The organism is Paenibacillus sp. P5_B5 (genome assembly GCF_056400365.1).
This window is the reverse complement of record NZ_JBFULK010000009.1, coordinates 14458-39328: the sequence shown is the minus strand read 5'-3', so window position 1 is coordinate 39328 and position 24871 is coordinate 14458. Positions and strand designations below refer to the sequence as shown.

At 40.7% G+C, this 24871-nt stretch carries 23 protein-coding genes; 12 read left to right on the top strand and 11 right to left on the bottom strand.

Annotated elements, in window-relative coordinates:
• Window positions 1-140 precede the first annotated feature (140 nt).
• The 4 genes from AC1DOK_RS13365 (at window position 141) to AC1DOK_RS13350 (ending at window position 3373) form a co-directional block, all read left to right on the top strand.
• Entirely contained in the window at window positions 141-449 is a 309-nt protein-coding gene (locus tag AC1DOK_RS13365) for a hypothetical protein (RefSeq protein ID WP_477554787.1), read from the top strand.
• A 205-nt stretch (window positions 450-654) separates the two neighbouring features.
• Entirely contained in the window at window positions 655-1701 is a 1047-nt protein-coding gene (locus AC1DOK_RS13360) for an acyltransferase family protein (RefSeq protein WP_477554786.1), read from the top strand.
• Between the two features lie 141 nt (window positions 1702-1842).
• The gene (locus AC1DOK_RS13355) at window positions 1843-2388 is read left to right on the top strand and encodes a DMT family transporter (protein ID WP_477554785.1); all 546 of its coding nucleotides are present in this window, start codon (window positions 1843-1845) and stop codon (window positions 2386-2388) included.
• Window positions 2336-3373: an NADH:flavin oxidoreductase/NADH oxidase gene (locus tag AC1DOK_RS13350; RefSeq protein WP_477554784.1), complete on the top strand. Its 1038-nt coding sequence runs from the start codon at window positions 2336-2338 to the stop codon at window positions 3371-3373. The genes AC1DOK_RS13355 and AC1DOK_RS13350 overlap by 53 nt, the downstream gene beginning before the upstream one ends.
• A gap of 102 nt (window positions 3374-3475) precedes the next feature.
• Here the strand turns inward: AC1DOK_RS13350 and AC1DOK_RS13345 are convergent, their stop codons facing one another.
• The 3 genes from AC1DOK_RS13345 to AC1DOK_RS13335 all read right to left on the bottom strand — a co-directional run bounded on the left by AC1DOK_RS13345 (window position 3476) and on the right by AC1DOK_RS13335 (window position 5735).
• Window positions 3476-4105 (bottom strand): acetate uptake transporter, encoded by a 630-nt coding sequence (locus AC1DOK_RS13345; protein ID WP_477554783.1) that lies wholly within the window; start codon window positions 4103-4105, stop codon window positions 3476-3478.
• A 169-nt stretch (window positions 4106-4274) separates the two neighbouring features.
• Window positions 4275-4898 (bottom strand): phosphatase PAP2 family protein, encoded by a 624-nt coding sequence (locus AC1DOK_RS13340; protein ID WP_477554782.1) that lies wholly within the window; start codon window positions 4896-4898, stop codon window positions 4275-4277.
• A gap of 27 nt (window positions 4899-4925) precedes the next feature.
• Window positions 4926-5735, bottom strand: a complete 810-nt coding sequence (locus tag AC1DOK_RS13335) for a pyruvate, water dikinase regulatory protein (RefSeq protein WP_477554781.1) — start codon at window positions 5733-5735, stop codon at window positions 4926-4928.
• A 550-nt stretch (window positions 5736-6285) separates the two neighbouring features.
• Here AC1DOK_RS13335 and AC1DOK_RS13330 point away from each other — a divergent pair.
• From AC1DOK_RS13330 to opp4C, 5 genes are read left to right on the top strand one after another with little or no spacing between them, the layout of a single operon-like run.
• Entirely contained in the window at window positions 6286-7311 is a 1026-nt protein-coding gene (locus AC1DOK_RS13330) for an ABC transporter ATP-binding protein (RefSeq protein ID WP_477554780.1), read from the top strand.
• On the top strand, window positions 7302-8297 hold the full coding sequence (locus tag AC1DOK_RS13325) for an ABC transporter ATP-binding protein (RefSeq protein ID WP_477554779.1): 996 nt from the start codon (window positions 7302-7304) through the stop codon (window positions 8295-8297). The genes AC1DOK_RS13330 and AC1DOK_RS13325 overlap by 10 nt, the downstream gene beginning before the upstream one ends.
• Window positions 8298-8323: 26 nt before the next feature.
• Window positions 8324-10090: an oligopeptide ABC transporter substrate-binding protein gene (opp4A, locus tag AC1DOK_RS13320; protein WP_477554778.1), complete on the top strand. Its 1767-nt coding sequence runs from the start codon at window positions 8324-8326 to the stop codon at window positions 10088-10090.
• A gap of 18 nt (window positions 10091-10108) precedes the next feature.
• Window positions 10109-11074 (top strand): oligopeptide ABC transporter permease, encoded by a 966-nt coding sequence (gene opp4B, locus AC1DOK_RS13315; protein WP_477554777.1) that lies wholly within the window; start codon window positions 10109-10111, stop codon window positions 11072-11074.
• Between the two features lie 19 nt (window positions 11075-11093).
• Window positions 11094-12002: an oligopeptide ABC transporter permease gene (opp4C, locus tag AC1DOK_RS13310; protein WP_477554776.1), complete on the top strand. Its 909-nt coding sequence runs from the start codon at window positions 11094-11096 to the stop codon at window positions 12000-12002.
• A 153-nt stretch (window positions 12003-12155) separates the two neighbouring features.
• On the opposite strand, the gene AC1DOK_RS13305 is transcribed toward opp4C, so the two are convergent.
• Window positions 12156-13463, bottom strand: a complete 1308-nt coding sequence (locus AC1DOK_RS13305) for a phosphodiester glycosidase family protein (RefSeq protein WP_477554775.1) — start codon at window positions 13461-13463, stop codon at window positions 12156-12158.
• A 192-nt stretch (window positions 13464-13655) separates the two neighbouring features.
• Between AC1DOK_RS13305 and AC1DOK_RS13300 the strand changes: the two genes are divergently transcribed.
• Together AC1DOK_RS13300 and AC1DOK_RS13295 are read left to right on the top strand one after the other, a co-directional pair.
• Complete coding sequence (locus AC1DOK_RS13300) at window positions 13656-14339, top strand: Crp/Fnr family transcriptional regulator (protein WP_477554774.1); 684 nt, start codon at window positions 13656-13658, stop codon at window positions 14337-14339.
• 26 nt (window positions 14340-14365) lie between these two features.
• A complete protein-coding gene (locus AC1DOK_RS13295) occupies window positions 14366-14800 on the top strand; it encodes a DUF6526 family protein (protein WP_477554773.1) in 435 nt (144 codons plus the stop codon).
• 22 nt (window positions 14801-14822) lie between these two features.
• Here AC1DOK_RS13295 and AC1DOK_RS13290 read toward each other — a convergent pair whose 3' ends face one another.
• The 5 genes from AC1DOK_RS13290 to AC1DOK_RS13270 form a co-directional block, all read right to left on the bottom strand.
• Window positions 14823-15224 carry a phage holin family protein gene (locus AC1DOK_RS13290; RefSeq protein WP_477554772.1) on the bottom strand — a complete coding sequence of 134 codons (402 nt, stop codon included), beginning with the start codon at window positions 15222-15224 and terminating at the stop codon, window positions 14823-14825.
• Window positions 15225-15363: 139 nt separating this feature from the next.
• On the bottom strand, window positions 15364-15741 hold the full coding sequence (locus AC1DOK_RS13285; RefSeq protein ID WP_477554771.1) for a RidA family protein: 378 nt from the start codon (window positions 15739-15741) through the stop codon (window positions 15364-15366).
• 84 nt (window positions 15742-15825) lie between these two features.
• On the bottom strand, window positions 15826-16395 hold the full coding sequence (locus AC1DOK_RS13280) for an FAD-dependent oxidoreductase (protein ID WP_477554770.1): 570 nt from the start codon (window positions 16393-16395) through the stop codon (window positions 15826-15828).
• Window positions 16396-16439: 44 nt separating this feature from the next.
• On the bottom strand, window positions 16440-17387 hold the full coding sequence (gene trxB, locus AC1DOK_RS13275; protein WP_477554769.1) for a thioredoxin-disulfide reductase: 948 nt from the start codon (window positions 17385-17387) through the stop codon (window positions 16440-16442).
• A 189-nt stretch (window positions 17388-17576) separates the two neighbouring features.
• Entirely contained in the window at window positions 17577-18038 is a 462-nt protein-coding gene (locus tag AC1DOK_RS13270; protein ID WP_477554768.1) for a GNAT family N-acetyltransferase, read from the bottom strand.
• A 254-nt stretch (window positions 18039-18292) separates the two neighbouring features.
• Between AC1DOK_RS13270 and AC1DOK_RS13265 the strand changes: the two genes are divergently transcribed.
• Complete coding sequence (locus AC1DOK_RS13265; protein ID WP_477554767.1) at window positions 18293-19480, top strand: MFS transporter; 1188 nt, start codon at window positions 18293-18295, stop codon at window positions 19478-19480.
• Window positions 19481-19535: 55 nt separating this feature from the next.
• Here the strand turns inward: AC1DOK_RS13265 and AC1DOK_RS13260 are convergent, their stop codons facing one another.
• On the bottom strand, window positions 19536-20951 hold the full coding sequence (locus tag AC1DOK_RS13260; RefSeq protein ID WP_477554766.1) for a copper amine oxidase N-terminal domain-containing protein: 1416 nt from the start codon (window positions 20949-20951) through the stop codon (window positions 19536-19538).
• Between the two features lie 69 nt (window positions 20952-21020).
• Window positions 21021-24842 (bottom strand): immune inhibitor A domain-containing protein, encoded by a 3822-nt coding sequence (locus tag AC1DOK_RS13255; protein ID WP_477554765.1) that lies wholly within the window; start codon window positions 24840-24842, stop codon window positions 21021-21023.
• Window positions 24843-24871: the final 29 nt, after the last annotated feature.

Here is a 24871-nt window from a genome sequence, read left to right as displayed (position 1 = left end):
GAAATATTCGATCATTGACATTTACTATAAAAAGAAATACCTTAAAATAGCTTAATCCAATTGCTATACATCTTAAAGTAACTGAATCAATCGACTTGTAAGGGCGATAGCTTATTTTAACATATTAAGGAGAACGATCCATGAATTCCAAAGAATTTGAAGAACAAATAATAGAAGATTATCGACGTGATGAGCGCATGATGATTCTGGTATTTGCCCAGTGGTGTGTTAATCATAACTTGAATCCAGAAGAAATCTATCGCAAAGCCTATCCGAACCAAACCGACAATCAATCACTCAAAGAAATGCTTGAATTAACGGTTCCCAAAGAAGAAGCTGGAGCCATCGAGAATCAAACCGTATTAGGTATCTTATCCTTATTTGGTAACGATGATTTAGCATCTGTAGTTACACAAGAAATTAAACAATTGAACAGAAAACGTAAGTAATTTAACTATACGAAATGAATCAATTTCATAACTGATCTAAATGCTTATAATTAAACTGAGGATACTTTCATTAACTTGTATTGTGTATCTTCCTATAAATATTTGTGAAATTTATCACAACATTGTCGACCAAATAATGGTCCCATGCTATTGTTAGAATATATAGAAAGAGAGACATAGCATCATTCGGATGGAGACGATTAGTATGAATACTGGCTTGAAGAACAAAGCGGATACATTCTTTTTGAATCTACGATTTATACTTATCTGTGCTGTATTTTTATCTAATGCGATTGAACCTTTAATCGTACGTAATGAGTCACTTCACACACTCTATGTATGGATCTTCACCTTTCACATGCCATTATTCGTATTTGTGACAGGTTATTTTGCTAAACATAATTTAAAGGGTCCGGAGAGTCGTAAGATACTGATGCAAATCTTTGTTCAGTATGTGATTTTCCAGTCCTTCTACAGCTTGCTCCAATTCTTTGTGTTCAAAAGCGTGAATATGCAATATTCCTTCTTTATCCCTTACCTGCTCTTATGGTTTCTAGTCAGCCATTTCTGTTGGCGCCTGCTTCTCCCACTCTTTGCGAAGTTGAAGCATCCTATACTACTCGCTATAGCAGTCGCTGTATTAATTGGGTATGGAAATTTTAGTGGTACATTCGTTTCGATCTCACGCACATTTGTATATCTTCCTTTCTTTATGATTGGGTATTATTTTAATTATGAACACTTTGTGCAGTTCTTGACGACCAAGTTTAGAATTGTAGCAGGTACCCTATCACTCACTCTTCTTGTCCTAATCGGATTGTTTGCCAAAGAACTCAACCCCCAGTGGTTGTTCGGCAGCTTCACCTTTGCTTATTTTGGGCATCATGAGTGGTATGTCGGTATATTCCGTCTACTCATCTATGCACTTGAATTTATAGCCGCTATTTCCTTCCTCGCCTGCGTACCTCAGCGGGTAAGCTGGATCACCGATTTCGGCAAAAGAACGGTTTATGTATTCTTGTTGCATGAACTTGTTATTCGTTCAGCAGTAGCGCTTGGCATCTATGACCACATTACACAGCCTGCACAGATGTTGCTTGTCTTAGTCGCAGCCTTCGGCTGTACGCTGCTGCTCTCACTCCCTATCGTGAAGAAGCTTGCACACCCAATTATTGAACCTCAATTTCACACGATTGTTATTAAGCGTATACCTAAGAAAATTGCTAGTCGATTGTCCATTTGGAATCATTAATTCAACTTCATTAATTAAGCTATACGAGCAGGACTTCTATTCGGAGTCAGCTCGTATTTTTTTGTTTTTATATAAGACCAAAAAGTCCGAATATGTTAAACTGTGAGAAAACGAAATGACTGTCGAGCAAGGAGGTTTTGTATGAATAACGTTCTCATTTTAATACTTGTCTTAATAAGTGGATTAGGTGTAAGTGTACAATCCGGTGTGAATGGTGAATTAGGCAAGAGAATCGGGACGATCGAGGGTGCATTTGTTTCTTTCTTCATTGGACTTATTGCCATTACGCTGATTATGTTGTTTTTAGGGAAAGGTAATATAACCGAAGTATTCACAGTTCCTAAGTGGATGTTATTTGGCGGCATACTGGGTGCTTTTTTCGTCATGTGCAATGTGTTCGCTGTTCCAAAGCTTGGTGTTGGAATCACTGTAATTAGTGTTATCGTTGGTCAAATTATCATGAGTATGATCATTGATCACTTTGGCTGGTTCGGTAAAATGCCTATACCTTTTAACTGGCAACGTGGTTTAGGCGTAGTCCTACTGTTCGCGGCACTTATCTTAATTTATCGCAGTAATACATCTGCTTCCACCGTAGCACCGAGTCAAGTCACGATCAAGGAGGGGTATAACCATGAGCAATCTATCGCAGCCATTTCACCTGAAGGATCTCATTCTACCAAATAGAATTGTTATGGCACCAATGTGCCAATATGAGGCTCTTGCCAAGGACGGAATGCCAACAGACTGGCATTATGTACACTACGTATCACGCGCAGTTGGTCGAACAGGACTCATCATTATTGAAATGACGGATATTGAGCCTGATGGAAGAATTTCAGATCATTGTCTTGGTATTTGGTCCGACAATCACATCCCTGCTTTCGCCCGGATCATTACAGAAGCTAAGAAATACGGATCGAAGGTCGCGATTCAGATCGCTCACGCTGGGCGTAAAGCCGAAGATTCCTTAGAACCCGTCGGCCCCTGTAACGAGGAAGTTGCCAATAGGAAACAGTGCAAACCACGAGCACTCACATTAGATGAAGTAAAGTTAATGGTTGATAAGTTCAAAGCTGGCGCTATTCGTGCTCTGCTAGCTGGTGCTGATACCATCGAAATCCACGGCGCTCATGGCTACCTCATTCACCAGTTCCACTCACCTGCCATTAATCACAGAACAGATGAATATGGACAGGATCTAGCTAAATTTGGAGTCGAAGTTATTCAAGCTATTAAGAGTATTATGCCAAAGGGAATGCCGCTTATTATGCGAGTATCCGCTATCGAACATGCTGACGGTGGGTATGACATTGATCATGCGATCGATATTTGCAAACGATACAAAGAAGCTGGCGTAGATGTATTCCACGTCTCCAGCGGAGGCGATGGCCCTGCAGGCAAGAAAATCGTATTCTCAGGCCGCTCGCCAGGCTATCAGGTTCCTTTCGCTAGAGAAATTAAACAAGCGTTAGGTACCCCTGTCATCGCAGTTGGCAACCTAGATGAGCCTGCTGTTGCTGAATCCGTCCTAATAAATGGAGACGCGGATCTGATCGCAATTGGACGCGGAATGCTTCGTGATCCCTACTGGGCATTGCATGCCATCCGTCAGCTAGGTGATGAAATTGAACCCCAAGCTCCATATAAACGAGGATATCCTAGTATCTAGTAATAGCTGAATCTCACTCACATGCTAAAAATCCGCATGACAACGACGAATGCAGTCGTATCTCATGCGGATTTATGTATGTTAATTCTAGTTCTGTAATTACTAGTTATGTTTCTTGAAAATACCGAAAGGCTTGCCTTGAGGCAAGAAGCTTCTGCCAAATTGAGCATTTAGCACGCAAGCTGCGGATCCATAGAAAGACATGACCGAAATAGACAGTTCAGCATATGCTGCAACCTTGTGCATCACATGTGCAGCTAGACCGAATGCATCGCATGCAAGTCCAATAAATAAGAAATCGATTAGGATAAAGATGATGAAAAGCACTTTGTTTGTTTCTACTGCAGCAAGGGTCATGTATAAAGTAAAAATCAGATAACCAACAAATGCGAATCCAAGCTGTTTCCCATCCACATCTGCAGCTAGCGCTTCTCCAAATACACCTAATTTGATGAGCCACGATGTACCTACACCGAACCAGAAGAGAGCAAATGCTCCAAAGGCTGTCGTACCGAACGTATTTCCATGCTTCGAATCGTTAATACAGGCAAACAATTGTGCGAATGCACCTAAGAAAATAGCCCAAGGAATAATGAAGGCATATCCTTCCGTCCATCCTAGCTTTTGTGATGATGCAACGAGTGTGACCATCGCAAGCCCTAACAATCCGAGTGCTGACGGGTCAGCATTTGTAATTCTGACATGATTTACTTGTTGTGTGTTAATATTCATTTGAATTGAACCTCCATGATGTGATCTATAGTTGTGACGTACATTTTCATACTCTAATTGACTTTAATTGTTGAATACCAAAATAACTTCAACATTGAATCAATTTCATAACTGATCTAGATGGATAAAAGGTATTATGAAATTGATTCTATTGTACATAAATTCGTTTCTATCTTTTGACGCGTGACATGACCATCGTTGCAAGCATTAACCAAGCAAACCCTAAGGCTGCACCAGCTAAGATATCACTAGGGAAATGAACACCGAGATAAATCCGTGAAATACACATTAGCGCAATCCACACGATCGTGAATATAGCGATACTACGAGATAACACTGGCCAGCCTTTTTCCTTAAAATAGTTCCAAAGTATGACCCCGATTAAACCATAGAATGTTGTTGATACCATCGCATGACCACTCGGGAATGAATACCCATCTGCGAACGATAGGTGCTCGACTGTTGGACGGGCACGAACAAAAATAAGCTTTAACACTGCATTCGTTACCCATGAACCCAGAACCGCTCCTGCAATAATCAGAACCTTCCAGCGCAGTTTCAATATAAACACGGCAATTAATATGAAGATAATAGCAAGGATAAGAATAGGAAGGAACTCGCCTAAGTCTGTGATGAAAATAAATATAGACGTAAGGACATCGCCTCTTAGTGTTCTTATACCATCACCTACGACGCTATCAAACTCTTCAATCCATGGAGTTTTGAACGTAATGGCAAAGAAGGTGAATATTCCAATCATGATAATAAAGGTAATGAATGACTTCCGATTCAAGCCCAAATCTCCCCTCCCAATTTAACTTCATTCATTATAGCCTAAGATAATCCCTGCCGTCTCCTCTATTGCTTTGTCCGTAACATTAATAACTGAACAATCTAGACGTTCAAATAAGTCTATAGCAAATGCTAGCTCTTCTTCAATCCTACTTACAGCAGCATATTGTGAATCCTCCGATAAGCCAAGTGTTTGCAATCGCTGTGAACGGATTTTGTACATCTTATTTGCATCCATTGTAAGCCCAATAATTCTCGAACTTGGAATCTGAAACAGCTCTAGTGGCGGCTTCAGTTCAGGCACGAGTGGAAAATTAGCAACCTTATATCCTTTATGTGCCAAATAAATACTAAGGGGCGTCTTCGAAGTCCTTGATACACCGAGTAGAACAATATCCGCTTCCAGAAGTAAATGTGTCTCTCGGCCATCATCACAGCGAACGCTAAATTCAATCGCCTCAACGCGCCGAAAATAAGCTTCATCTAATTGATGCAATAAACCAGGTTTTCTGCTTGGTGACTCCTCAAACAATTCGACTAACGCTTCCATCATTGGCCCCATAATATCAATTGCACGAATGTTGTGACGCTCAGCTTCCGATTTCATAACCGATCTTAACTCTGCTTGAACCAAAGTATAGGCAATTACACCTCTATGAGCTGCTGTATCTTCTACCAGTTCACATATTTCCTCTTTTGTTCTAACCTGTCTAACCCGGCGCATTTTGACATCACATGGTTCAAACTGACGAATAGCCGCTCGCACGACTGATTCAGCCGTTTCACCAACCGAATCCGAGCAGATGGTAATCATATGATAAACATCTACCTCTAACATACTTATGCACTTTCCTCTCATTTATAGAAACACCAGTTGACTTTGAGACTTTACCATACTCCCCAAAAACACTGTGTTTCACAACACACTAATAAAAATTTCTGTCATTCCCTTCACTTATCGAGTTAACGATCATATTAATTAACCATAGTATTATAATCCACAATACTACCGTCATCAATGCTTTTTCAAACAAGAGATTCTATTAGATGTCAATCGTAGTGCATTTAATCCATTTTCTTCTTGACGAATGGCAAGATCATCTTTATATTTAGCTTATCCACGGGTTATAACACATAATAAATTATCGGAATATTTAGTTATCTAAATTATTATTTCATTCCACTTACTCTTCATTGAATCTATTAATCACTCTTCTACCTCACCATGGTAACATCATATACTCTTCATGAATGCATCAATGCTTCATCCAGAACACACCACGACTCCCCTCTAACTTCATAATTAACCATCATCGTACAACTAATTATTAACCACAAGTAAATTAATTTATTTATGTAATCGCATACATATCCATGAGAGGTGTTATATGTCAATTAATCAGTCTAACTCTGTATTAAACGTTCAGCATCTAGAAGCTGGGTTTATGATTGACGGCCAATTTCATCATGCTGTCGATGATGTCTCATTTCAACTTAAACCCGGGCAAGTGGTTGGTGTCGTTGGTGAATCGGGATGTGGCAAAAGTGTTATGTCATTATCCATCATGGGGCTCCTTCCCAAAGGTGTCGGTAGAGTATCGAATGGCGAAGTTCAGTTGAACGGCCTAGATTTAACTAAGCTGACGAATAAGCAATTAAACCATATACGTGGCAAGGAAATTGGCATGATCTTTCAGGAGCCGATGACCGCTCTTAACCCCGTTTTTACAATCGGCTATCAATTACAAGAAGTTCTATTCAACCATACAGATATAAGAAAAAAGCAAGCTCGACAAAAAGTCATCCATTTACTTAAATCGGTTGGAATTTCTAGAGCGGATCAAATTGTAGATGAATATCCTCACCAATTATCTGGCGGTATGAGACAACGGGTTATGATCGCTATGGCAATTGCATGTGAGCCTAAATTACTGATCGCCGATGAACCTACCACGGCCCTCGATGTTACGATTCAAGCGCAAATTCTAGAGCTTTTACGTGAAATACAACTTAAAAGCGACATGGCAATGATTCTGATCACGCATGATCTAGGTGTCGTTGCTGAGATGGCAGACGAGGTTCTCGTCATGTATGCAGGTCAAATTGTGGAGCAAGGTCACATCGACCAAATCTTTCACGATCCTAAGCACCCTTACTTAAAGCTCCTTCTACAATCGATTCCAAGACTTGATCAGGAACGAGAGCGTTTAGAGTCCATTCAAGGTATTGTCCCTTCCCTAATCCATATGCCCAAGTTTGGCTGCAGGTTCGCTGACCGCTGTCCGAGTATGATGACTGAATGCAAAACTGTTACACCCACACTCTCTGACACCGGGAGCAATCATCATGTGCGCTGTTTACTGTATCAACAGAGTCACCCTACTCATACGAAGGAGGCAACAACGTGGGCCTAAAAGAATCACCTGAATCCAATTCATCCAAGCTGCTACTTCAAGTAGACAATTTGAAGAAGCACTACCCCATAACTGCTGGATTTCTTCGCAGGCAAGTTGGCGCTGTTCGAGCAGTCGATGATTTATCACTTACGGTTAAATACGGAGAGACTGTTGGTCTTGTTGGTGAGTCGGGCTGCGGCAAATCAACAGCAGGTCGAACGATTCTCAGACTGTTAGAGCCTACTGAAGGCTCGATTCATTTTCAAGGTGAAGACATCACGAATATCAAAGGTTCCAAACTCAGACAAATTCGTAAGGACATGCAAATGGTATTTCAGGACCCTTTTGCTTCCCTTAACCCAAAGATGATGATTGGACACCTGATTTCGGAACCCATTCGCAATTATAGCAATCGATCCGAAAAGGATGTTAAGGATGAGGTGATCCAGCTACTTGAGAAAGTCGGCATGGATTCAGATACCTATTATAAATATCCACATGAATTCTCTGGGGGGCAGCGTCAACGCATTGGGATCGCTAGAGCCCTTGCCCTTAAGCCAAAGCTTATCCTTGCAGATGAGCCCGTCTCAGCCCTTGATGTATCCATTCAATCTCAAGTGTTGAATTTGATGCAGGATTTGCAAGTTGATTTCCAGTTATCATATTTATTCATTGCTCACGATCTTAGTGTAGTTAAACATATCAGTGATCGAATTGGTGTCATGTACTTAGGCAGAATGGTGGAGCTCACAGATAAACACAGCTTATATGCGAAGCCGCTGCATCCCTATACACAAGCTTTAATGTCCGCTGTTCCTGTCCCTGATCCATCTAAGCGCAGTCAGCGAATTGTTCTTCAAGGCGATGTGCCAAGCCCAGCGAACCCACCATCTGGATGCGCCTTTCATCCACGCTGTCAACATGCTAAGCCAGAATGCAACGAAGTAAGTCCCCTGTTGAAACAGGTGGCACCTGGTCACCAGGTAGCCTGTCATTTATATTAAATTATTTTAAAAGGGAGGAATGTGTTTTGAAAAAGTCAGCATCATTTGTATTATCTTCAATGCTCTTAGTCACTGCATTCTTAGCAGGTTGCAGCGATAAAACAGCCGCTCCAACACCAGCCGCCACAACAGCACCAACCGTAGCACCAGTAGCTACAGCCGCTCCAACGCCTACACCGAAGCCAGAAGGACCACAGCCAGGAGGTACAGTTACGTATGGGTATATTCAGCCATTCAAGGGTGTTCTAGATCCCGCTTGGTATGGTGGAGAAGATGACAGTCTCATTCTTAGTTTCATGACAGACAGCTTCTTCAAGACTGGAGACGATCTCAAAACCTATCCGCATCTTGCTGAATGGAAAGAATCACCAGATCACAAAGTATTTACTTTCACAATCAAAAAAGGTGTTAAATGGCATAACGGTGACGAGCTAACAGTCGAAGACTGGAAATTTGCACTTGAGGTCATTGCAAGTAAGGAATATACAGAAGCCAAAGGAGCACGTTATTCTAACGTTGAAATGATTCAAGGGGTTGAAGAATACCGTGATGGTAAAGCCAAAGAAATCTCTGGTATTAAAGTAATCGATCCTTATACGATTGAAATGACAATGAAGCAAGCAGCAGTTAATACATTAGATAACCTATGGAATTACCCTATGAACAAGAAATATTTCGCTGGTATTGCAATCAAGGATATGCAGAATTCCGATCAAGTACGTAAGAATCCGATCGGAATTGGAGCATTCAAAGTCAAGAAGGTCCAGCCAGGGGAATTTGTTGAATTAGTACGTAATGATGACTATTGGCAAGGTAAGCCGTTTCTTGATGGCGTTGTATATAAAGTAGTTGAAGGTGCCTTAGCAACTAGCTTGCTACAAAAAGGCGAAATCGATATTATGCAACCCCCTAACAGCCAGTTTAAAGATATTGAGAAGCTAACTAACGTTGAGATCAAGAAAGAAGCTTCACTTGGTTTCTCCTACATTGGATTTAAGTTAGGTAAGTGGGATAAGAAGACTGAGAAAATTACAGTAGATCCAAAATCTAAGTTCGCTGATAAGAAATTGCGTCAAGCGATGTATTATGCATTAGATCGTCAAGGCCTTGTTGATGCTTTCACGAATGGCTTAGGAGTTCCTATTGCAGTCCCAATGCCTACTGTAAGCTGGGCTATGATTCCAGCAGACCAAGTTAACAATTATGCTTATGACCCAGAGAAATCAAAGAAGATGCTTGACGAAGCAGGTTATAAGGATACTAACGGAGATGGCATGCGTGAGGATCCACAAGGTAAGAAGCTAACAATGAACTTCGATGCAATGTCCGGCTCTGAGATTGCTGAACCACGTGCACAAGCTATTATCCAAATGTTCCGTGACGTTGGGCTTGATGTGAAATTAAATGGCGGCGCACTGAAAGAATTAAACACATTCTATGATTTGGTTGAGAATGATGATCCATCTGTTGAACTATTCATGGGTGCTTGGAGTATGGCAAGCGATCCGGATCCAACTGGTCTATGGAGAAGCAATGATTTCTGGAACTTCCCTCGTTGGTTTTCGCCTGAATCAGAGAAGTTAATCGCTGAAGGTATTGGCGAAAAAGCATTTGATCAGACTTACCGTAAACAAGTTTATTTTGATTGGCAAAAAATTGTAAATGAAGAAGTTCCAATGATGTATTTAAATGCACCAGTAGACGTCAATGTCATTAATAAACGTCTGCAAGGCGTGCATACGAACTCATTCTCTAATCAAGACGACGTTCACAAATGGTGGGTGAAACAATAACCTAGGGGGCTTACTCACATGCTTAATTACACGCTTCGAAGACTTATAGGTATGTTGCCCTTGCTCTTTCTAATCTCGGTAGTGGTATTCTCCCTGGCAAAGCTTATGCCAGGGGATGCCCTAACGGGTATGATGGATCCGACAAATACGAAGCCCGAATATATCGCTGAAATGCGAGAATTGCTTGGCTATAACGACTCCATAGCTAGTCAATACTGGAATTGGATTATAGGTGCATTCCAAGGTGATTTCGGACAATCGTTCATTCATAAAATGCCTGTCATCGAATTACTCGGTCAACGGCTTGGTAACACATTGCTGCTTGCTGTTACTTCGATTCTCGTTACATATGCACTGTCTTATGTTATGGGTCTCTTCTCGGGTAAGCGTCCAGGCACTCTGGCGGATGACGCCGTTATTGGCTTCAATTATTTCGCTTATGCGATTCCAACATTCGTTCTTAGTATCGTAGCGTTGTATGTATTCGCCATCAAGCTTGACTGGGTTCCGATTAGCGGAACAATCAGCGTTGGTGTGGAAGATGGAACCTTAGGTTTCTATATGAGCAAGCTCTATCATACCATTCTGCCAGCTATCGTACTTGGAGGCTTTAGTACCGCAGCCTATACACAATTTTTGAGAAATGACATCATCGAAAGCAGTCGCAAGGACTATGTCCGTACGGCTATGGCGAAAGGAACACCTGAATCTAGAATTTACAACCGCCATATTTTGCGTAATTCCATGATCCCGATGGTGACCTTTATTGGTCTTGATTTAGGCGGATTATTAGGTGGCGCTGTTATTGTAGAAACGATATTCACTTACCCAGGCGTTGGATCGCTTTTCTTAGCTTCCATCAGCAATCGAGACTATTCCGTTGTTATGACAATTACGTTAATGTTATCTGTCATGACGCTTATCGGTAACTTAGTATCCGACTTGCTATATGGACTAGTAGATCCACGCATACGCATTCGCTGATGCGAAAGGAGATAACAAGATGAATATGACAACGACCCCTCAATCGGTGAAGTCAACTACAGCCCTTTCGCCCAAGAAACATGATTCTCCATGGTTAATTGCCTTTAAGCATTTTATAAGTAATAGACAAGCTGTCATTAGCTTATCCTTCATTCTTATTGTTGCTTTAATATGTATTCTAGCACCACTACTAACGTCAAACGATCCCGTTAAAATTAACATCCGATTGATTAATAAACCACCATCAGCTGAACATTGGCTCGGAACGGATAAGGGTGGACGAGATATTCTGACTCGTTTACTATATGGTGGTCAAACTACCCTGCTTATCGCCTTCTCCATCAGCTTCTTCGTTACTATTTTTGGCACATTCGTAGGTGCGGTTTCAGGTTTTTTTGGCGGCAAAATTGATAGTGCCTTAATGCGCTTTACCGATTTCGTCCTAATCTTCCCTTTTCTCATCTTCGTAATCGTGCTCAAAACCATATTCACAGACTCCGGTGTTGGCATCTTAATTTTCGTTATTAGTGTGTTAAGCTGGGGAGGCGCAGCACGGCTTGTAAGAGGTAAGATATTGTCCGAGAAGGAGAACGAGTACATTCTCAGTGCGATTTCCATTGGTTGTAGTCCCTTCAAAGTCATTACAAAGCATTTGCTGCCTAATGTAATATCAACCGTTATTGTACAATCGATCTTAATTATCGCAAGCATGATTGCAGCTGAGACGGGTCTTAGTTATCTCGGATTTGGCGTTCCTGCTAACGTGCCTAGTTGGGGGAATATGATGTCAGACGCAATCTCACCTGAAGTTATTAAGAATCAGTGGTGGGTATGGGCACCTTCAGGCATTCTAATCACGGGTACCATTCTAGCTATTAACTTTGTAGGTGAAGGTTTAAAAATCGCCTTTAATCCTAAGAAAACTTAGTACAAGAAGAAACGGTTACACCGTCTTTATGAAGGATGAGTTTCTTTAGGTTAATCAGAGCACCGTCCTCATAAACAAATGAATTTACGCATAAATAAAGTCCTCTAATCATCCATAAGGTTGATTGAGGACTTTATTCATGCTATGAATTTATTATCCGATCCCACCATCAGATTCACTCGGCTCTGTAGAATCATCGTTTGACTTCACAGGAGGTTTAGGTGTTGGTTTAATAGATGAACTTGGTTGCTTCTTATCTCTACTACTATCGCCACTCACGCCCTTCTCCTGATCTGATTCACTTGGGGAGGATTGAGGCTTCTTCGTGCTTTGTGGCTTAGCTGTACCATTCGGCTTCGTAGTGGAAGTTACTCCATTAGAGGACTTCGGTGTAGGTGTAGGCGTTGGTGTTGACTTAGATGTCGATCCCCCTGGCTTCCAAGCCTTATCGGGATCCCACGTTCCACCTGGGTCAATCGTATCTAGTCCTTTCCAGATATTGTTGACTTTAATCTCATCTGGATTATCAAATACAAGAAATGCAGTCGGTAACGCCCGTTCCTTACCATTAGGCGAGGAAGGCTTCGTCAATACTTCTCCACCTTTGCCAACAAGTACAGAAGATGATCCTCCATCTAAGAAGCCCGCATTAATACAGCCTTCTTCAAGCAATAAATCCTGCACATCACGCAGCGTCGCACCGAGACTATGAGTTTGGCGGCCGTCGATAACGACGAATATAACAGTTCCATCCTCTCTCTGCCCTACAGCTGTACGCGGCTGAATACCGCGCCCCCCATCTCCTTTGGTTATTAGAGGTTTACCGTTCACAATAACCCGCGGATAGAAAGAGACAGCCTCTGACACATTCATTTTACGCAGTTCATTTAAAGAATGCTTACCTATAATAAGAGCGCCCTCTTTAGATATCGCCACAACATGCTGTGGAGTCGTATCCTTCGAATCATTGTACATCACTTCTCCACCAGACATAACGAGACCGATGGGTGCAAATCCGTTACCGAATCCACCTGGATCAACAAATCCGCCTGCATTGATCCCAGCTACTGCACCTGTTCGCTTCACCATAGAGGATACCATCTCGCCTGTCCCTTTTTTCTGAGGAACTACAACACGGATGGCTTTGGGGTCGTAAATATAAATCTTTTTGCCAACCCAGCCTTTACCCGATATCGTTTCAACTTTCGTTAATTCCGTAACTACCTTCTCCTTAAAAGGCTCCTTGGGTAATTCCTGCTCTTCCGCTGCATTCTTATCGTTTACCTCAAATAGCTCCTTAAGCATCCGATCACGCTCAGTTCCACCTACAAATACCCATGACAAATTGCGAAAAGATTGTGTAGTTATAGCAGTCTCGGCCAGAATCGTTCGAAATCTTGATCCAGGAGGCGTCATGTAAATAAGCGTGGAAGTTAAGAAAATAACGATAGCAATTACCATAAACAAACGTTTCCACTTACCCCAAGATTTGAAACTTTTACTTTTAGAATTATTCCGATACAATGATTATCACACCCACATTTTGAGTATATTTAATATTAGCTAATAAGCGTAAAAACCAAATAAATACGAAGTTTACAATCTAAATCAGTTTAACACAGTTATGTTTTAATTTACATCAGGAGGAAACACATGCAATCACTTAATGAGTCGTTATCGAGCCTTCCAATTTTTCATACGATGGATGAATCCGAATTAAGTAAACTTGAGAGGATTGCAAACGTTCAAACATATCAAAAGAAATCCAATATCATTATGGAAGGTGAAGAATCTAAAGCCGTTTATTTCATACATAAAGGAATCGTAAAAATATATAAAGTTGATACCCATGGCAACGAACAAATCATTAATTTTCTACGTGATGGCGCGATGTTCCCTCATTCTATTTTCTTTGATGATGATCCGTATTCGATTACAGCAGAAGTAGTCGAAGACGCTACTCTCTCGGTTCTACCAATTCGGGCTTTTGAACAGGTTGTGATTGAGAACCCAGGTATAATGGTGAAGGTTATGCATATCTTAGGACGTAAGATTCGTGATTTGCAAACCAAGATCCAAGAGTTCAGTGCAAATGATGTGAATCTACGAATTATTGCCATCTTGATCCGTTTAACTAGCGAACATGGAGTAGAACAAAAAAACGGTATTCTAATCAATTTACAGCTCACTAACCAGGAAGTCGCTTATATGGCAGGCACTACACGTGAATCTGTCAACCGTCAGCTTAATCAGCTCAAGAAGAATGGCATCATATCCGTCAAAAGCCGCAAAATGACCGTACATCAGCTCTCAGAGCTTCAGGCCTATTTACCTTAATTTACACACATTGGAGGAAACTATTTATGAATCCACAAAGCTATACCAATCACAGTCGCATCCATCCGTTATTTCATTATGTTCTCATGCCTACCATACTTCTCTTAACTATTAGTTCACTTATTTATGTAATTACAAGTCTGGTAAATGGAGATGCTATACAGCTTCCTATTATTATACTGCTTCATACAATTGCATTCGCAATTATCGCTATTCTAACACGTACCTATGCAAATAAGAACCAAGATCGCACAATTCGAGCCGAACAGAATCTTCGGCATTATGTCTTAACTGGTCGCATGCTAGATCCTAAGCTAACGATGCCCCAAATAATCGCACTACGATTCGCTGCAGACGAAGAATTCCCACAATTGGCCGTTAGAGCCACTACAGAGGGGCTGAGCAGCAAGCAAATAAAGACAGCGATCCAGCACTGGACCGCCGACCATGATCGTATTTAAACCTTTACCTTTACCTTTGCATTTAACCCTTGTCCTTGTCCTTATCCTTTATAATGGCTATCAATTTGCGAATAACATCCGGTAGTGGCAAACCGAGTCTACTATAGTTTTCTGTAATCGAAATCAATTCATTAGCAAGATAAAAGTACAGAAATCCTGTCATGATAAATTTAAAATCAAACACAACATCCATTCGATGTGCAAGCATAATAATAAGTAGCATGAATGCTTTTTTGCCCAGTCCCCAAAAACCAACTTTACTACTTAACCCTTTGTTCTCTTTTAGGGAAGCAGCAATACCAGTAATATAATCGATTACTATAGTAAGTAGGAAAAATCCAAACATATTAGTCCATTCGCCAAACGCGTAGACACAAATTACACCGATAACAGCTGTCCCGCCGTTGAAAACTATCTGATTCAAAAAGCACCGCCCCTCTCTACTCTAATCTATGAAAATATGAGGCGATTTGAGGCGACTTTAAACCATTTTCCTCGTAAAAATAAAACGGTTCTGCGAGTAGAATCAATCTACTTACAGAACCGTTTTATATAATTCAAGATTAAATGATATTGGCAACTGCTTCTATTTCGACTAAACCATCTTTAGGTAGTCTTGCTACTTCGACTGTGCTTCTAGCTGGATACGGCTCTGTGAAGTAGGTAGCGTAGATTTCATTGATTTGGGCAAAATCATTCAGATCCTTAACGAATACAGTTGTCTTGATCACCTGTGACATGTTAGTTCCTGCAGCTTCTAAAACAGCCTTCAGGTTATCAAGTGACTGCTTTGCTTGTTCTCCTATTGTCTCGCCAAGTTGGCCTGTTTCTGGATGAAGACCTAGTTGACCAGATGTAAACACGAAATTACCAATTTGTGTAGCCTGTGAGTATGGACCAATTGCACCGGGAGCGTTACTTGTAGAAATAGGTTTAATCATAGATTTATTATTCTCCTTTTATAAAGAATGTGATTTTTCACAAGTTCATTTCACTCATGAGAAACCTTTTGAATATCGATGATTTTATGCTTTCAATAAATCGTGATCAACATAACGCTCGCCTTTGATTTCGCTGATAACATTCACAGCTACTCTCGCTCCATCACCCGCTGTAATAATCGTATGCACGCTGACACCCGCTACTACACCTGCCGCCCAAATACCTTCCGTACTCGTACGACCAGCTTCGTCAACTTCGACAACGAATTTAATTTTAGGCTCATTACCAGGGATCACAGTTAAGCCGATTTCTTGTGCTAACATAATCGCTGCACCAGATGCCATAATCACATGTTTAGCCTGATATTGATTGCCCTTGTCAGTCGTTACTTCCAAGCTACCCTCATCTAATTCAATAATATCAGTTGCCTTCTCTGAAATGAATTCAGCTCCAAAATTCTGAGCTTGTTTACGACCCGTTTCAACTAAATCTGGGCCGTCCACTCCCATTAGACCATAGTGATTATCAACACGAGCACGCTTAGTCATTCCCGATTCAGTATCGATGACAAGTGTTTTTAATCCTGCTTTTGCGCTGAAAATCGCTGCACTTGCTCCTGCTGGGCCTGCGCCAATAACAAGAATGTCATACATAAGAGACATCTCCTTAAGATGATAAATTTATTTTGTTACTACAATTACGACTGTGGTTGTGCAACTTTCAATTCATTATGTTCAATGAAACGTTCACAATCGAGTGCCGCCATACATCCACTACCAGCAGATGTGATCGCTTGACGATATTTATCATCTTGTACGTCACCGCAAGCAAATACGCCTGGGATATTCGTCTCAGAAGTGCCTGGCTTCACTTGAATGTAGCCAACCTCATTTGTATCGATCTGTCCGTCTAGGAACTTCGTATTCGGTGTATGACCGATTGCAATGAATAAACCGTCTGTTTCTATCACTTCTTCTTGACCTGTTGCATTATTTAATACCTTAAGTCCTGTAACACCCATAGGTCCCGCTTCAACCTCAAGTGGTGTACAGTTAAGGCTCCATTTAATTTTCTCGTTACTTCTAGCACGATCCTGCATAATCTTGGACGCGCGAAGCTCATCGCGGCGATGTACAAGGGTAACCTCAGAACCAAAGCGTGTTAGGAAGTTTGCTTCTTCAAGAGCGGAGTCTCCCCCACCAACGACCGTAATCTTCTTCCCACGGAAAAAGAAACCATCACATGTAGCGCAAGTGCTTACTCCGCGACCAATATTAGTTGTTTCTCCTGGAATACCTAAGTATTTAGCAGAGGCACCTGTTGAGATAATAACCGTCTCAGAAACTAACTCGCCGATTCCTTCCACTTGTAGTTTAAAAGGACGTTCTGACAAGTCTGCTTTAGTCACCCATCCTGAACGGAATTCTGCACCAAAACGTTCTGCTTGCTTACGCATTTGATCCATTAAATCTGTACCCAAAACGCCATCTACAAACCCTGGGAAGTTCTCTACTTCAGTTGTAGTTGTTAATTGTCCACCTGGTTGTGGACCTTCGATTACGAGTGGGTTCATGTTGGCACGTGCCAAATAAATTGCTGCAGTTAGACCTGCTGGCCCTGTTCCGATAACGATAGACTTGTACATGATGTCTGCCTCCTAAAAAAATTATATTTAAATTCGATAATAACTATTATATAATAATTATTTTAAATAAGATATGTGATTATGTCAACTATTCACATACTCTATTCGTCTCCTTTAAATGTACCATGTGTTGTATAAATCATCAATTACATAATCATTTGTCAGAATACCACTGAAACACTTCTGAAATTATTCAGTTCTAGTTTCTAGCCACGCCAAGCTTAATCCAGGCATTACCTCAATCTCACGCACCAATTCAAATCCATGCTTCCTATAAAGATTAATCGCAGGAAGGTTAAGAGCTCCTGTTGTTACGACCATTCTACTAGCTGAATGATGCTCACAGAGATAACTCAGCAATTGACTACCGATTCCTTTGCGAAAATGATCCGGATGTACGATCATCCTACAGATCCGCAGATGGTCCTCTTCTAATGTGAATGAAATGGCCCCTACAATAGCACCATTATCCCTATATCCATAGAATTGTTCTCCACAGGAACATAAGCTCTCAGCAGTGTCATGTAGCGGAGGCAAATCATCAAAGCCGATCAGTTCAGCTTCAACCTGATACGAGACGAGCTGAATGGATAGAACGATTTCTGCCTGTTGTAAATTTGTGATATCAATGGGTTCTATTAATTTATTCATCATAATAATCCTCATTTGCATATTCATTTGTTAGAAGTAAAAAGCAAGCCTCTTCCCTCATTCTAACATATCTATTTCCCTCTTAACTCTGTCTTAGTAACAATAATAAATTAAATTCTCAATTTATTTGAATCAATTTTATAACTTATTGAAACCATTAATTTGATTCATTTGATCGGAATTATAGTGTAAGATTATTGTTAAATAATGGAACAATGCAGGTTGCAGGTTGCCATTGAAAGGCGGAAATAAATGTGTCGATAAAAAACGATTTTACGAAGTTTATTCATATTAAAGGAGCTTGGGTGCTCGTCCTACTCTTATTCCTATACGGAATTGGAACCGGAATTCTAGCGCCAATGAATGCAATTTATTTGCAAGATTCCGTAGGTCTTAGTAAAGGGGAAATTGCATCTGTATTTGCGATATCTCTATTTCTTAATATGGTACTTACGATTACCGTCGGCTTTCTTAGCGATAAAATCAATCGCAAGAAATGGATTCCCATAGCAGCAGCACTGGTCTGCATGATTGGTATCGTCATCTATATGAGCGCTGCAAGCTATGTATCAGCACTCATTGGAATGGTATTAGCTACTGCACCATCTGGGATGATTATGGGTCAAATATTCGCAATGGCACGCAACCATTTTCACCGAATGGCCGCTGATGTTGTTGAAATATCGCAGATTTGGCTTCGCGCGACCTATAGCATTGGATTCTTTACTGGATTGCTCCTCGGTGCTAACCTATTTCTAATTGGTAATTTCAGCGCAGTATTATGGGGCAACCTATTTGGATATGCATCACTGTTCCTACTCCTTATCTTTTACAAAGAAATCGTTGGTGAAGTGACACAAGCGAATGCCAAAACGGGAGAACCCTTCTCGTTAATTATGCTCATCGCGTTACTACTTCTCTCATGCGCCGATGCCATACGCGGTTTATACTTACCCTTAGTCATTAATGAACGATTCGGCGATCCGAAGCTAATGTCTTACATATGGAGTGCACAAGCTGTATTTGAATTACTATTCATGACTATGGCCGGCTATTGGGCAGCGAAGTATGGTAGTAAACGAATTATATTATTAGGGAGTTTATTTGCTCTCATTACATACATCACGTATGTAACGGTTGACTCCTTGTACATCTTCTTTCTTGTCCAACCACTCTATTCCCTATTTGTATCGATTCTTTATGGCGTTGGTATGGGCTATGTTCAGCGCATGTTCATTCATAAAACAGGATTTGGCGCTAGCTTGTATGTCTTTATTTCTCAAACTGCTTCGCTCATCGGGTACTTCTTACCTCTACTAATTAAGGGCATAACACCAACCATTTTCTACATACCAAGTGTATTGATTGTGATCTCGATCGGGATTATGGTGAAAGTGCTGTATAGCGAGCGTATGAGTCATGGGCGCAGTATTGCGGGATAGGGAATTAAAATTAGTACAAAAAGCTACCATTTGGTAGCTCTTTGTCTAATAATGGTTATTTAACGATCTCAATCTTTTCTGTAGATGGAAACCATAGTACGCTTGCTCCAAATTGTTCGGAGATATAACGAATCGGGACGAGCGCACGATCATTTACGACTATTGGTGCAGTATCAAAACCTTCAATTACTTTATTAATCGTCATCTTTAGTGTTTTGCCATCCAGCAGGATCGTAACTTCTTGCTTCCCTTCATCCCACTCTACTTTTGCCCCAAAGCTTTCTGCAATTAATCTAGCAGGGACCATGGTTCTATTATTTACAACAATCGGTGCTACATCGTTTAGTTTATCTAAGCCGTTTACTGTTGTCGTTAGGCTATTCACTGTTAACCTAATTGTCTTCAGTTCGCTTGCCTTCAGAATACCATATAAGCTGAAATGATCCGTATGGAAGGTAAATGTTCTTTTTGCAGGATCATAGCTACCACCTAATTTGATTGCCGTTAGATTACCTTTATCATCCTGCACATAGCGTACAGCTGTTAGTTGTGCAATGTCAGCATCACTTACTTTTAATTTAGATAAATCAAAAGTAACAGCAACAGGTTCATTAAATGGGTCCAAATTAATAAGGGATTTAGAACCATCCGCATGGATCAATTGCAGAGACAACTCAACCATGACTCCACCTATTTCCATTAAGCCTGTGCTTTGACCTAAATTTGTTTTCTTCAAGGCTTCTTGTTGTTCGCTAGGCTTCATTACTCGAATAACGACTTCAAGCGTTACGGCTTTGTCCTGTAATGCCTTAGTAATTTGCGATGCGCTAAAAGTTAGCGTCGAAAATGTAAGTTTTACACCATTGTTCTCAAGCACGAGTGGCTTATTCTGCCCAGCCAAGGATTCAATTAAACTGAGTGGAATTAAAATACGACCATTTGCATCGAACTTGCTTGGGCTTGTTGAATTGCTACTAACTGCCGATCCTCCTGATGAACTGCCGCCGCCACCACCACCAGAAGGTGGATCCGGATCTGGATTAGTTGTTCCCCCAGAGGATACTTTAAATCCTTTGGTTAGTTTCTCATTACTGCATATCGCTTCTACTGAATAATCGCCCTCATTTAGCTCAACAACCATTGAGAATTCTCCAGTTGCATTCGTTTGTCCATCATTTATAAACTTAACGGCATCATCAGATACTCTTCTGACAACCAGGTAGAAAGAGGTATTCCCCTTCGTAAATTTGCCACTTATCGTTGCTGAGCCTTTACCATTCGTTACATTTATATTCGTTACAGTTGTTGTACTTGTATTTAGAATATCTGCTGTTTTAGCATCGGGATTAACCTGTTCTGCCCAAGGCTCATTTACATGTGGAAGCTCGTAAGGGATATCGGCCAGAACGGCTTGTGGAAACGTTAATGCAATTAAACATGTTGCAATAAGAATGCTTAACCTTTTTTTCATAGTATTTCCTCTCTTTCTTCTAACTGGAATACTGCCGTGGGTACTGAGGAGAGTCAAGCTCTCCTCTTGCTATGGTTTAACTTGTATTTCGAGCGGGTTGACAAGTGATTGCATATCATCCCAGTTATTCACTACAAATGCTTTCACCTTATAAGTCCCTGTCTGTGGAATGCTGAAGCTAGTCGTGAGCTGCTCCACTCCCTTAGGTTGAATTCCTTTACTCGCACTTGCGTAGGTGTACATTCTAGTTCCATTCAGGTTATATAGCGCGACAATAAGTGTTGCATCTGCTACTGACCGATTATTATTGGTAACCTCAATCGTTACCTTAGCATCACTATCTAACTTAAATGAACTTGGTGTATCTTTAAAGCTGATATTCATACCTTCTTTATGAATAGTACCTGAGCTGAAATCACTTCCAATTAACGGGTTAAGTTGCGAGTTATAGAATGCTTTTACCGAATCTTGTAACGGCAGCTCAGTTTCCTCCTTAAATCCTGCTAACTCAAATTTCGATTTATCTTTGATATCTTCAGCAAAGATAACCGTACTACCAGACAGCACTCTAATATCGCCAACATATATCCCCTTTTTCGGTGTATTGGCATCCGTCCAAGATTCGATTTTAATATCAATCTTTTTACCTGCATATACACTTAAATCAAATATAGCATCTGTCCATTGATCAGGTGAGCTGCCTGTTATTCCATGACCAGGGTTTCTTACTGGGTGCTCCTCGTCTTTAGGATCATAATTTGGATTATCGGTTGTTGTGATATTCCCTTGTAAAGCAATCCAGTCCTTAGTCCCCTGCTCTTTCACTTGTACAGATGAATAATCCCAATTCTTCTCAATGTCATACCAAGTTTTAAATTCTAATCTTGGATGCGTAGTCGCACTTAAGTCAAGACTTGTTATCATAGAATTCCTCTGCTCATTATCTGCACCACTGTAATAAACCTTTTTGCCGATAACAGGTGCATTTAGTTCTGCTCCATCAATTAGAATATAATCTACTTGCCAATTTTCTTTAGGATTAATGGCAGAAGTATCAATTTTACCTATAAACTTACCATCTATATTGTTTAAAGCCTGGAAGTACGTTCGATCTCCATTCTTATACCCAACATGGGCGTTATAACCTGCATTACCTTGAGCCTCTACTACAACTTCATTTGTATTATCATCAAAATAAATATTCGGTACAGATCCCTGCATATACGTTAAAGGATTATTAGCATTAGCAATATGCACCTTTGCTGAACGTCTTGAAGCAGATTCTTCCGTAATGTATACTTGCAGCCCCTCATTATCTAAAATAAGACCCGTCTGCGGCTCCGTTTTGTTCGTATAATCCCAGTTGTCGTTAAACACAGGATGAGGGGCAAGTTCAGGATCAATAATGATTCCTTCATTTAATTCAATAACCATTTCTGAACCTTTTCGCAAACTAAAAGCTGAGTCACGCATAAGACTACCCCAATCACTGCTTGGTGTATCTTTTTGAACTGTACGCTTCAACTGAGCAGACTGATCCGCATCAACGACACCTACGGATAGTTTGCCAGGGTGGTCTGATACATCTTGATCTAATCGATCTTTGGTACCGAGAGATTCATTGATGTACCAAATGACGAGTCCCGGATCGTAGGCACCCTTCTCCACCCAATTGCCTAAATTGTATGATTTTAAAGAGCGGTCTGTTCCCTCATGATTACGCCATTCAAGTAAATAATAATGCTTATTGATTTTGGTGCCATCATCTTGCTTGAAACCATCAAATGTAAAAAGTGATTCTCCTTCTGCATCATCAGAGAATATTACTGTCTCGCCAGTAACAAGCGCTGGTGGAGTTATCTGAGCTACAGTTGTAAATTCCATAGAATAGTCGTTCTCTAGGTTATGATTTGCTGCATCTTTTATAGAATTAGCTGGCGTATTCACCCGGTATACAGCACTGTTTCCCAAAGGCTCAACAGGTGTGAGGCTTAATAGGTTATCCACTATGCTGGTTGCAGCTTCAACGATTGTTCCGTCCTCTTTTGTTAGCGTAATAGTTTGAAAAGCATCACTCGCCACAATATTTTCACTAAAAGTAATCGTGATTTCCTTATCTATTGCTACATCCAAATCACCGCTGTTCGGACTCGAACTTACAACAATTGGTGGTGTTGCATCTTCATCACCTACAATTGGGTTTAGGTCAGTTCCAACCGGAGGTGTAAGATTTGAAGTAACCGTTGTATCTGTTTTACCTGTATCCGTTATAGTGGATGGAGGCTGATCATCTGCCATTTTACCCTTTGGACCTTCTACAAGCTCCGTATTTCCATTGACTGTGCTATCTACAGAAGGTAAGGATTCTAATCCAGCTCGATTCAAGCTGCCTCCTGTTATTATCTTAATATCATCAATATAGATACCTTCCTTGGGTGTATTAGCATCTGACCAGAAATAGAATCTCAAGTCAATATTTTTACCTGCATAGGCAGTGAGATCAAAAATAGCATCATGCCATTCAGATATACCCTGCTTGTTTTTCGTATCACCCGTAATACCATGTCCAGGGTTTCTTCCAGTTCCATCTGGATTGTCTATATTACCATTTGGATTCTTATCAGTTGTTATATTTCCTTTAATAGCTGTCCATGAATTAGAACCCACTTCTTTCACTTGAACCGAAGCATAATCCCAATCCTTTTCAATATCATACATAGTTTTAAATTCAAGGTTTATCTGACCAGTAGCCTCCGTCAAGTTTATATTTGTAGACATCGAATTTCTTGCTTCGTCAGCCTTTTGGCTATAATACATATGCGTGCCGCCGTAGGGCTTTACAAACTCCAATTTGGGTGGCAAATCAACTCTTACCATATCAATAGGTTCTCCAGATGTTAGTGTCCCTATTGTCACATCCGTACCGCCCTGATCAATGTTATCAAAGTCAATCGTGTGCATCCTTGCCCAATCCCCACCTAATTTCTCTTGCAGAGTTTCTCTTCCTAGAGCGCCAAACTGCGGAGACATGGTTGCATACACACTTCCCAAATAATTACTCGACATGATCGACCAGTTACGTGCTGGTTCATTACCCGATCCGTATATATCTGGGAGTCCTAATGTATGACCGAACTCATGGTTTATCAGCATAGGCAATGAATCTTGTGCAACCGTCACAAAGTCTTCAGCCTTGTATTTCTTGCCACTAGTATCTGTCACTTCATACTGTTTATAAGAGTTATTGTCATCCGAGAATGAATCATACCATGATAATTTCCCTCTAAATGGCCAAATACCTCGACCCGAGCCCAAGGACCCGCTTCCCCACTCATCACCACGACCTGCATGTACCATGATAATCGTATCTATAATTCCATCTGGCTCAAAATAATTACCGTCTTGATTGTAATCATATTTGTCCTCCATATCGTATTCAGATAAATCAAAGTTAGGGTCATTCGCCACAGCTGCTATAGCCTCTCTGACTAATTCAGCAGCATTATCTTGCGTCTCTTTGCCATAATCAAGAATTCCATTCTTGGCCGTATACCAGCCTGCAATTCCACCATCGACGATATAACGTCCTCTTGATTGTTCTTTGAAATACGTTTTCATCGAATCAAACTGTTCATCATACAGCGTGTACGTATCACCAAAGAACAATTGCTGATACCAGTCTTTCTCATACGTATCTCTTATAAAGAAAGGACGGTAATCCTTCTCCTTTATTTTAAAATCATTATGCTTATAATCAGGAAAATCCATCAGGATGACCAAGGGTTTAACCGTTACCGTTATATTGCCATCCAATGGTTTAGCAGCAAAAGCACTAGGTACAGCTCCAAATAATAAGGTTGTTGCAAGTAAAATGCTCGTTATTTTCTTCATATATCCTCCCGCTACTTAATTAAGTTATT